The sequence below is a fragment of the Treponema sp. genome (assembly GCF_017430385.1).
In the GTDB taxonomy this organism is placed as follows: Bacteria; Spirochaetota; Spirochaetia; order Treponematales; family Treponemataceae; genus Treponema_D.
Map to the genome: position 1 here is coordinate 1 of NZ_JAFRNB010000093.1, position 9,385 is coordinate 9,385.

At 45.8% G+C, this 9,385-nt stretch carries 8 protein-coding genes; 3 read left to right on the top strand and 5 right to left on the bottom strand.

Annotated features, from left to right (window positions below; all coding sequences use genetic code 11):
- The first annotated feature begins 242 nt into the window (after positions 1 to 242).
- On the top strand, positions 243 to 1,487 hold the full coding sequence (locus IJJ71_RS06395) for a class I SAM-dependent rRNA methyltransferase (protein WP_296846001.1): 1,245 nt from the start codon (positions 243 to 245) through the stop codon (positions 1,485 to 1,487).
- Positions 1,477 to 2,433 carry a tRNA (adenosine(37)-N6)-dimethylallyltransferase MiaA gene (miaA, locus tag IJJ71_RS06400; RefSeq protein WP_296846002.1) on the top strand — a complete coding sequence of 319 codons (957 nt, stop codon included), beginning with the start codon at positions 1,477 to 1,479 and terminating at the stop codon, positions 2,431 to 2,433. The genes IJJ71_RS06395 and miaA overlap by 11 nt, the downstream gene beginning before the upstream one ends.
- Before the next feature lie 222 nt (positions 2,434 to 2,655).
- Here the strand turns inward: miaA and IJJ71_RS06405 are convergent, their stop codons facing one another.
- Entirely contained in the window at positions 2,656 to 2,874 is a 219-nt protein-coding gene (locus tag IJJ71_RS06405) for a hypothetical protein (RefSeq protein WP_296846003.1), read from the bottom strand.
- A 154-nt stretch (positions 2,875 to 3,028) separates the two neighbouring features.
- On the opposite strand from IJJ71_RS06405, the gene IJJ71_RS06410 reads away from it, so the two are divergent.
- Positions 3,029 to 3,985 carry a TatD family hydrolase gene (locus IJJ71_RS06410; RefSeq protein WP_296846004.1) on the top strand — a complete coding sequence of 319 codons (957 nt, stop codon included), beginning with the start codon at positions 3,029 to 3,031 and terminating at the stop codon, positions 3,983 to 3,985.
- Between the two features lie 178 nt (positions 3,986 to 4,163).
- On the opposite strand, the gene IJJ71_RS06415 is transcribed toward IJJ71_RS06410, so the two are convergent.
- From IJJ71_RS06415 to IJJ71_RS06430, 4 genes are all read right to left on the bottom strand, one after another.
- Positions 4,164 to 4,697, bottom strand: coding sequence for a DUF2147 domain-containing protein (locus tag IJJ71_RS06415; protein WP_296846005.1), 534 nt, complete (start codon positions 4,695 to 4,697; stop codon positions 4,164 to 4,166).
- Positions 4,698 to 4,881: 184 nt separating this feature from the next.
- Positions 4,882 to 6,612 carry an ammonium transporter gene (locus IJJ71_RS06420; protein ID WP_296846006.1) on the bottom strand — a complete coding sequence of 577 codons (1,731 nt, stop codon included), beginning with the start codon at positions 6,610 to 6,612 and terminating at the stop codon, positions 4,882 to 4,884.
- A 340-nt stretch (positions 6,613 to 6,952) separates the two neighbouring features.
- Positions 6,953 to 9,043, bottom strand: a complete 2,091-nt coding sequence (locus IJJ71_RS06425) for a glutamine synthetase III family protein (RefSeq protein WP_296846007.1) — start codon at positions 9,041 to 9,043, stop codon at positions 6,953 to 6,955.
- 52 nt (positions 9,044 to 9,095) lie between these two features.
- Positions 9,096 to 9,385: hypothetical protein (locus tag IJJ71_RS06430; RefSeq protein ID WP_296846008.1), on the bottom strand; the 290-nt coding region annotated here is incomplete at its 5' end.

The window sequence follows — 9,385 nt, forward strand, 5'->3', positions numbered from 1 at the left end:
TGGAAGACTGGATGAACAATCTTCCTAGAAAAATATTGGGTTATAAAACTCCAGCTCAACTATTTGAAGCTGAGTTAGATAAAATTTATAGAAAAACAGCTTAACAAATTTGTTGTTTCAAGTTGTTATTGCAATTTATGGAAAAAAAGAATTGGATGGAAACTTTCTTTTATAAAATTTGCTATCTTATTTTTTTTTTGCAATAGTTGTCGCTCCTTCTAAAAAAAACTATACTATCTGGCATGTACGCAAGAGTATTTTTGAACAAAAAAGAAGAAGCCGAGCTTAAGCAGGGCTTTCCGTGGGTGTTCGATAACGAGATTTCCCATGTAAAATATGATTCAGAGGGTGGCGTAAAGCAGACATCCCTTGCCGAGTGCGAAGTTGAAGACGGAAGTGTGGTCGAAGTTTTTGCCAACGCAGGCGCATTTTTGGGAAGCGGTGTAATCAACAAGAAGTCAAAAATCACCGTGCGCATGATTGGCACTGAGCATGCTGACCAGATTATGGCAGACCCGCAGGCTTTCTACGATGCAAAAATTCAGGCCGCTTACGACCTTCGAAAGCTTCACTACAATATCAAAGACTCATACCGACTTGTTTACGGCGAGGCTGATTTTATCCCAGGCCTTATCGTTGAGCGATATTGTGATGTGAACAAAAATGTCTATCTTGTGATTCAGTTCTCAACTTTGAGCTGCGAAGTTTTCCGAAAGGAGATTTTGCACGCGCTCCGAAAAATCATCAAGCCATACGGAATCTACGAAAAAAGCGATGCTCCGAGCCGAGAAAAGGAAGGCCTTTCTCTCCGTTCTGCATGGGAAGGTGAAGTCCGCGAAGAAAAAATCGTAATTCGCGAGAATGATGTTCTTATTGAAGTCGATTTGGCAAACGGTCAGAAAACAGGCTACTTCCTCGACCAGAAAGATAACCGCCGATATGTGGCAGGCCTTTGCGAAGGAAAGCGGGTTCTGGACACATTCACTCACACTGGTGCATTCGGCTTGAACGCAGTGAAGGGCGGGGCAAAGGAAGTAATTTCCGTTGACATCTCGCCAGAGGCAGTGGAGCTTGTGAACAAAAATATTGAATTGAATCAGGCTGGCAAAAAAATGAAAGCAGTCTGTGCCGATGTTTTCGACCTTCTCAAAGAATACGAAAAGAACGGAGAAAAATTTGATGTAATCGTTCTTGATCCGCCAGCATTCACCAAAACCGCCAAGAACATCGAAAAAGCGTACGGCGGCTACAAAGAAATCAACCTTCGTGCGATGCGTCTTCTCAATCCGAACGGCATTCTCGTCACCTGCTCGTGCTCATATTTCTTTGATAGTGAGCATTTCTACGGCATGGTAATGAAAGCCGCCGAGGACTCTAAAAAACGCGTTCAGGTTCTAGCAAAATTCGGTGCCGGCCCTGACCATCCGGTTCTTCTGGGCTATCCGAAGAGTGAATATCTAAAATGTGCGGTGTGCCGTGTCATATAATTGTATTTTCGTAATCGGACCAACCGCTGTGGGCAAAACCGCAATAGGTGTCCGGCTCGCCGACAAGTTCAACGGTGAGATTATCAGCGCAGATTCTCGTCAGGTTTACAAAGGCCTTGATATCGGAAGCGGCAAAGATTTGGCCGACTACACCCTCAACGGCAAAGCCATTCCGTATCACCTGATCGATGTGTGCGACCTTAACCGTGAATACAATCTTTTCGATTTTCAGGAAGATTTTTACAAGGCTTTCAAAGACATAACTTCCCGCGGAAAACTCCCTATTTGCGTTGGCGGAACCGGCATGTATGTCGATTCAATCCTTCACGAATACGATATGATTCCCTTTGTTGAAAAGCCGGGCGAGAGGGAAGTCCTGGCGACAAAGACCGAAGAAGAACTCAAGCAGATTCTCATAAACGAAAAAGAAAAACTTCACAATACTTCCGAATTCGGTGACAAAGAGCGAATGATAAAATCAATCCTCATAAACCGCTTCAATATTTCAGAGGAGTGCAGAATCGCGCGCGAAAAGCTCCGTGCATCCCGCCCAAAGCTCAATCCTCTCGTAATTGGAACGACCCTGGACCGCACTCTTGTCCGAAGCCGGATTGCCAAACGCCTGGCCGACCGCATGGAAGAAGGTTTAATCGAAGAGGTTGAGAATCTCCACGCCAACAAAAGCGAAAACGGAGCCGAATGGAGCCGCCTTGAGGCTTTGGGCCTTGAATATCGTTTCGTAAGCGACTATCTCCAGGGAAAATACAAGTCAAAAGAAGAAATGAAAGAACTTCTCCAGATTGCAATCGGACAGTTCGCAAAGAGACAGGAAACCTGGTTCCGCTGCATGGAAAAAAAAGGCATAAAAATCCACTGGCTTCCGCAAGTCATGGACATAGAAGAAAGATTCCAGTCCGCCTGTAAGATTGTGGAAACGGAAAGGTGAAAAAACGGCAAATGTTTAGGGCGAAAAAAAATCGTCGAGCTGGTTAAAGCAAGACGATTTTCGATTATCAAGAAAATTCGCCACATGGAGGTGGCGAAAAGCTCGTTGACCCGCGAGTTTTTGCTTGTCAAAAACTCGTCAAGACATGGATGTCTATGTTCACCGCGAGTTGTTTGGCAGGTTCACACCGAGAGCCCGCTTTTTGTATTATCCAATAATTCCTTAAGCGTTAGCCGCCATTTTCTCAGTTTCTGAAACCTTTGTGAGGTACCCCGTTCTTACGCAGCTCTCAAAAAGTGCCTTGCTGATGTAGTCGGTCGTAACATCGTCATATCCGTCTTTGTCACGCACGATGCGAACAACATAGCCGTCATCCATTTCGCGGACGACTGTCATGTAATCTGAAGTGCTTCCAATGCTTTTAAGTGTGTATGTTCCCATAATAATCCTCCCAGCCCAAAATTGGACGAACTTTTCAAATTTTATCGCAGGGTGATGCCCTACATTTATATTTTCGGTATACTAGAAAAAAGTTTTAGCACTTTTTTGTTTCATGATAACAATTTAAGTTGAATTTTAGACAAATGGAGCCGTTTTGACAAGATACTGCGACGCCCACATCCATCTTTCTCACTCAAAGGAGCCGGTTTTCGCCGAGTCCGAGCAATATTTTTGCGTCACTTCCTGCCATTCAAAAGAAGAATTTGAATCATTAGGGCGGTACGGTGAAGCCGCCTTTCAGCCTGCTTCACCGTCGGGCTTTTCGGGGTTCCGCTATCGCTCCATTGCTAACGCAACGGCTTACGCCGCCCCTACAATCCCTACCGCGGAACTGAATCCGCGTCAAAATCTTAGATTTTGCCGAGACTCGCTCAAAACTTGCCTCGCAGGTTTTGCCCCTTCGGGTCGCTCGCTACCTACCGCGGAAGTAACAAGCATGGTTTTCGCTAGTTACGGCATCCATCCCCAGTCACCGGCATTACGGGATAAAACTTTCATCGATAAAGAACTTTCGTTTATTGAAAATCTTCTTGCCGAAAAAAAAATCATCGCGATAGGTGAGTGCGGCTTCGATTTTTTCACCCCAGAGTTCAAGTCCACAGCCCCGGAACAAGAAATCGTCTTCAACGAACAGCTTTTTCTTGCTCAAAAATACAATGTTCCCATTGTCCTTCATCTGAGAAAATCTATCGAAAAAATCTTTACTTATTCCAGGGAACTTAAAAAACTCCCCGCCGTAATTTTCCATTCGTTTCCCGGAACCCTGAGAGAAGCCCTGTCGCTCCAGAATCATGGAATCAACGCATTTTTCTCCTTCGGAAAGCCGATTTTGAACGGCAAAAAAGCCTCAATCGACTGTGTTCAGAATCTCCCGATTCAGAACATTCTCTTTGAAACCGATGCCCCATACCAGACCCTAAAAGACGAAAAAGAAACGCTCCCCAGCGACATCAAAAAAGTCTACCAGAGAGCGTGCGAGCTTCGCGGCCTTAGTATAGAAGATTTATGTGAAAAAATTTTCATAAATTTCAAATCCGCATTAAATTTATAGGTAAATGTAAAAACAAGCGTAGGTGGCAAGCACTTGCGTTGTTGTGCTTGTTTGGTTATGGCACGAATCCACTTTGTGCGAGCGAGCGAAGCGAGTCTAATTTCCAATTTCGCACAACCGTGGATTCTAGTGTCATGTTCCCACCGAGAGCTTGTTTTTGCAAGTGACTGAAAATTGCTTAGTTTCCTTTTGCCGGGAATTCTTCCTGAACTTTCGCGATGTCGGCTTCACTTGCCTGAACCCAGTACTGGAAAACCTTGATCGGGCCTACTGTTCCTGCCATTGCGAGAGTCGGTTCTTTTGCTGTGAAACCCTTGTTTTTTTCGCCTGTCTTGAGGTGTTTGATTACGCAGCCGTACATTTTTCCTGAGCCTGGATCGATGATGTTGCCTTTGCTCCAGTTTCCCTCAGATTCTTTCTGCATGTTGAAAATCCACGGAGTTCCGACAGTTTTCATCTCGTTGACATTTCCTGCGACCGGGAAGTTCTTGTAGCTTTTTTTGCACGCGCTTGCGATTACATCCTGCGGATTGTCCACAACTGCGGCTATTGTTCCGAAAAGCTGGTTGTTTTCCTCGTAAATCTTCCAGATTGCGGTGATTTTTCCAGTCTTGTCATCAATGCTCTTCCAAAGACCTGCAGCCGGGTCCGCGGCGAAAACTGATGCTGCCGTAACGAACAATGCGGCAAGAACTGCGACTAACTTTTTCATATATTTTCCTCCTAAAGAAAAGTGATAGTGCCACTATCAGTATTGAGGAGAATAAAAAATTTGTCAAGGGATTTTGTACGAGAAAATTCTGTTCACCTGACGGCAAACACGGCAAATATCGTTGACTTTGCCGTTTGAATTTTCTCTTTTTGCTTTTTTCCCGCATCCGTGCGGGGCTTATTTTTTAATCCTGCAATGCATCATATCCTTCTTCGCCGGTTCGGACTTTGATTACATTCTCTACATCGTAGATGAAAATCTTTCCGTCACCGATGTGGCCTGTGTACAAAACTTCCTTAGCGGCTGTGACAACCAGATCAACCGGTACTTCGCTTACGACAATCTCAACCTTAATCTTAGGCAGGAGTGTCATATCGATTTGTGCACCACGATAGAACTCGCCCGCACCGTGCTGAACACCGCATCCAAGTACATTCGTTACTGTCATACCTGTAACACCGATGTCGTTCATTGCGGACTTTATTTCGTCGAACTTTGTCTGACGGGTTACGATAACGACCTTGTGGAACTTTGCGTCCGGCTTGCTTGAAGGAACTTTCACCACAGGCACAGCCTTTTCTTCCGGCACTTTTACGCCAGCCTTTTCTGCTGCCTTAAGCTCTGCTGTTGAATAGTGCTGCTCGATATCGAATCCTGAGTAGCTGGAATCCAAACCGTGCTCAATCTTATCAAGACCGATGATTTCTTCCTCAACGCTTACTCGCAATCCCATGATTTTCTTGATGATTGTGAACAAGATTGTGATTGTTACGACTGTCCAAACCATGATGATGAACATACCGCCGAACTGCTTTCCAAGCTGCTCAAATCCGCCGCCGTAGAACAAGCCTTCTTTGATTCCTGCAAGCTCAAATCCTGGAGCTGACTTTGTTGCGAAGAGACCGACCGCAAGTGTACCCCAGATACCGTTCATCATGTGAACTGCAACTGCACCAACCGGGTCATCGATGTGGAGCTTGTAATCCAAGAGCCAGATTCCGAATACTACGAGCAAGCCTGCGACTGCACCGATGATTGCCGCACCCGCACAATCCGTAACGTCACAAGGAGCTGTGATTGCAACCAGACCCGCGAGCGAAGCGTTCAAACACATTGAAACATCAGGTTTTCCGTACTTAATCCATGTGAAAATCATTGTGACGACTGTAGCTACAGCCGGAGCAACTGTTGTCGTCAAAAATACTGAGCCGAGTGTCGGAACGTCTGTGGCAGCCGCACCGTTGAAGCCGTACCAGCCGAGCCACAAGATGAACACACCCAAAGCACCGATTGTAAGGTTGTGGCCTGGGAATGCCTTTACCTTTGTTACCTTTCCTGCCGCATCACGAGTGAATTTTCCGATACGAGGACCAACCATGCAAGCACCGATCAGGGCACAAATACCGCCTACCATGTGGATACAAGCCGAACCTGCGTAATCGTGGAAGCCCCACTGTGCCAGAAAACCACCGCCCCAAGTCCAGTGAGCTTCGATAGGGTAGATGATTCCCGAAATGATTGCTGAATAGATACAGTATGAGCTGAATTTTGTTCGTTCTGCCATCGCGCCAGAAACAATTGTCGCCGTTGTTGCACAGAACACAAGGTTGAACACGAAGTTCGAAAAGTCAAAGTGTGCGTAATCGCTGAAAACTGAAAATCCCGGTTTTCCGAGCACGCTCCAGATTCCCTTGCTCACCTCGCCAGTCACCGGGTCAGTGAAACTGAGCATCATTGACGCACCGATCAGAAACCACATTACGGTTCCGATACAGAAGTCCATCAGGTTCTTCATGATGATGTTGCCGGCGTTTTTTGCGCGTGTGAACCCAGTCTCCACCATCGCAAAACCTGCCTGCATCCAGAATACGAATGCGGCACCAATCAAGAACCATACACTCCATAAATCTTGCATTTTTTTACCTCCAGAGTTAAAAAAATGCCGCAGAAAAATTCCTCATGTAAGAAATTCCCTGCGGCGCCATTGCCATTTGTTAATTTTTAAGATCGAGTTTTGAAATTTACCGGCTGTATCAAAAAAACGGCTCCCAGTCGTGATAACGGCTTAGCGAAACCGCAGGCTAGCCTGCTACACGCTGTTTGTGCTTGAAACTATATACTTTTACCGCTCACGCGGTAGCACAAACAGAGTGTTTTCGTAAGCCGGTTCACTCCTTCGCGCCTTTTTTTTGCAATTCCGTGGATTTGCAAAACTCAACTTTTATTTTTTCAACTTTCCGTTTTCAGTTTTCCACTTACTTAACGCTGTACAAAAGTTCGCCGTAGCTTGGAACAGGCCATTCTGAACTTGGAACGAATCCTTCAAGCTCGTCTACTGCCTCACGCAATGTTCCCATTACGCTGAACACTTCGTTGCGGTAGTAAAGTGCGATTTCGCCGGCTGCTGAGAGTTTTGAAACTCCGTCAACTGCTTTTTCAAGTTTCTGTACTTCGCTGTAGATTTTTCCTGTGAGTGCGCTGACACGTTTGAGCAAGTCTGACTCGTAAGAATCATCTGCACCGCCGATTGATTTTTTGACAGCAACTGAATCTGCAAGGAACTTAGCATATTTAGCTCCGGCCGGGAGATACAATTTTTTGACCATATCAATCATCGTCAATGCTTCGATATTGATGATTTTTGAATAGTTCTCATTGTGAATCTCGTAGCGGCTCTTAAGCTCAACCGGTGTGTAAACTCCGTGTTTCTCAAAGACTTTGACATTCTTTTCGTCCAGAATCTTTGTGAGAGCTTCCGGTGTTGATTTCAAGTTCAAAAGTCCGCGTTTTTCAGCTTCGGCAACCCATGAATCATCGTAGCCGTTTCCGTTGAAGATGATTCGTTTGTGCTCTTTGATTGTCTTGAGAATGAGCTTGTGAAGATCACCCTTGAAGTCGCTTGATTTTTCAAGCTCGTCTGCGAACTGAGCCAATTCCTCAGCAACAGCTGTGTTCAAGAATACGTTTGCACATGCGATTGACTCGCTTGAACCGAGCATACGGAACTCGAATTTGTTTCCTGTGAATGCGAACGGTGAAGTTCGGTTTCGGTCAGTTGTGTCCTTGTTAAAGTCAGGAAGAACTGTTACGCCAATCTGCATCTTCTCTTTTTCGTGGCTGCCATAAGGTTTTCCTGCTTCGAGGCAGTCAAGAATCTCAGAAAGCTCATCGCCCAAGAACATAGAAACAATCGCTGGAGGTGCCTCGTTTGCACCAAGACGATGGTCGTTTCCAGCCGAAGCGACTGAGATTCTGAGCAAATCTTGATACTCGTCCACAGCCTTGATTACAGCGCACAAGAATAGGAGAAATTGCGCGTTGCTTTCAGGTGTGGCACCGGGATCAAGAAGGTTCTTTCCAGTGTTGGTGGAAATGGACCAGTTATTATGTTTACCGCTTCCGTTTACGCCAGCAAATGGCTTTTCGTGAAGCAAACATACCATTCCATGCTTTGCCGCGACTTTTCTCATCATCTCCATTGTGAGCTGGTTATGGTCACAAGCGATGTTTGTCGTAGAGAAAATCGGGGCAAGCTCGTGCTGAGCAGGAGCAACTTCATTGTGCTCAGTCTTAGCCAGGATTCCGAGCTTCCAAAGCTCTTCGTTCAAGTCTTTCATGAAAGCCTGAACCCGAGGCTTAATCATACCGAAGTAGTGGTCTTCAAGTTCCTGACCTTTCGGTGATTTTGCTCCAAAAAGTGTGCGGCCTGTGAAAATCAAGTCCTCGCGTTTTTCCCAAGCTGCACGGTCAACCAAAAAGTATTCCTGCTCAGGTCCAACCGTGGTTTTTACGCTGGTGACTTCATTGTTTCCGAAAAGGTGAAGCACACGCACGGCCTGCTTTGAAATCGCTTCCATTGAGCGAAGAAGGGGAGTCTTTTTATCCAGAGCCTCGCCGGTGTAAGAGCAGAAGGCCGTCGGAATGCAGAGAACGCCGTCCTTGATGAAAGCGTAGGAAGTCGGATCCCATGCAGTATAACCGCGTGCCTCGAATGTGGCCCGGATTCCGCCAGAAGGGAAAGAAGAAGCGTCAGGCTCGCCCTGAACAAGTTCCTTTCCTGAAAATTCCATGATTACTTTGCCTTCGCTTGAAGGTGTGATAAATGAATCGTGTTTTTCGGCTGTTGTGCCTGTGAGTGGCTGGAACCAGTGTGTGAAATGTGTGGCACCTTTTTCAATTGCCCAGTCTTTCATCGCATTTGCGACAACATTTGCAACGGTTGGGGCAAGCTTTTCGCCGTCATCAATCGTTTTCATCAGCTGTTTGAAAGTCTCTTTTGGAAGGCGGGCTTTCATCACGGTTTCGTTAAAAACATTTTCACCAAAAATTGATGTTACAGAATCCATTTTTTTCTCCTATAAAAAGTCAGGAAGAATGTTTCAACATTCGACTGGCTTTTTAAGCTGCTCCGTAATGGAATGAGGAGCGGCCGTTAATGGAGCAAGTTTCCAACGGAAACTTGTCAGGATAAAAAACAGACGATATTTCAGGCTGTTTTTTATCCACATCTCCTATTTTGATTTTTATAAAGGGGAAAGTCTCCCCCTCGCTCCAAAGCGTTGCTTTTCCGCTACCCCCTCTGCGGGGTAGTGAGCCGTTCGCAATAGCGAAAAAACTTGCGAGGCAAGTTTTTAGGCGAGTCTCGGTAAAGGCTATGCCTGAACCGCACCCCGCAACGCCCCGGAAAA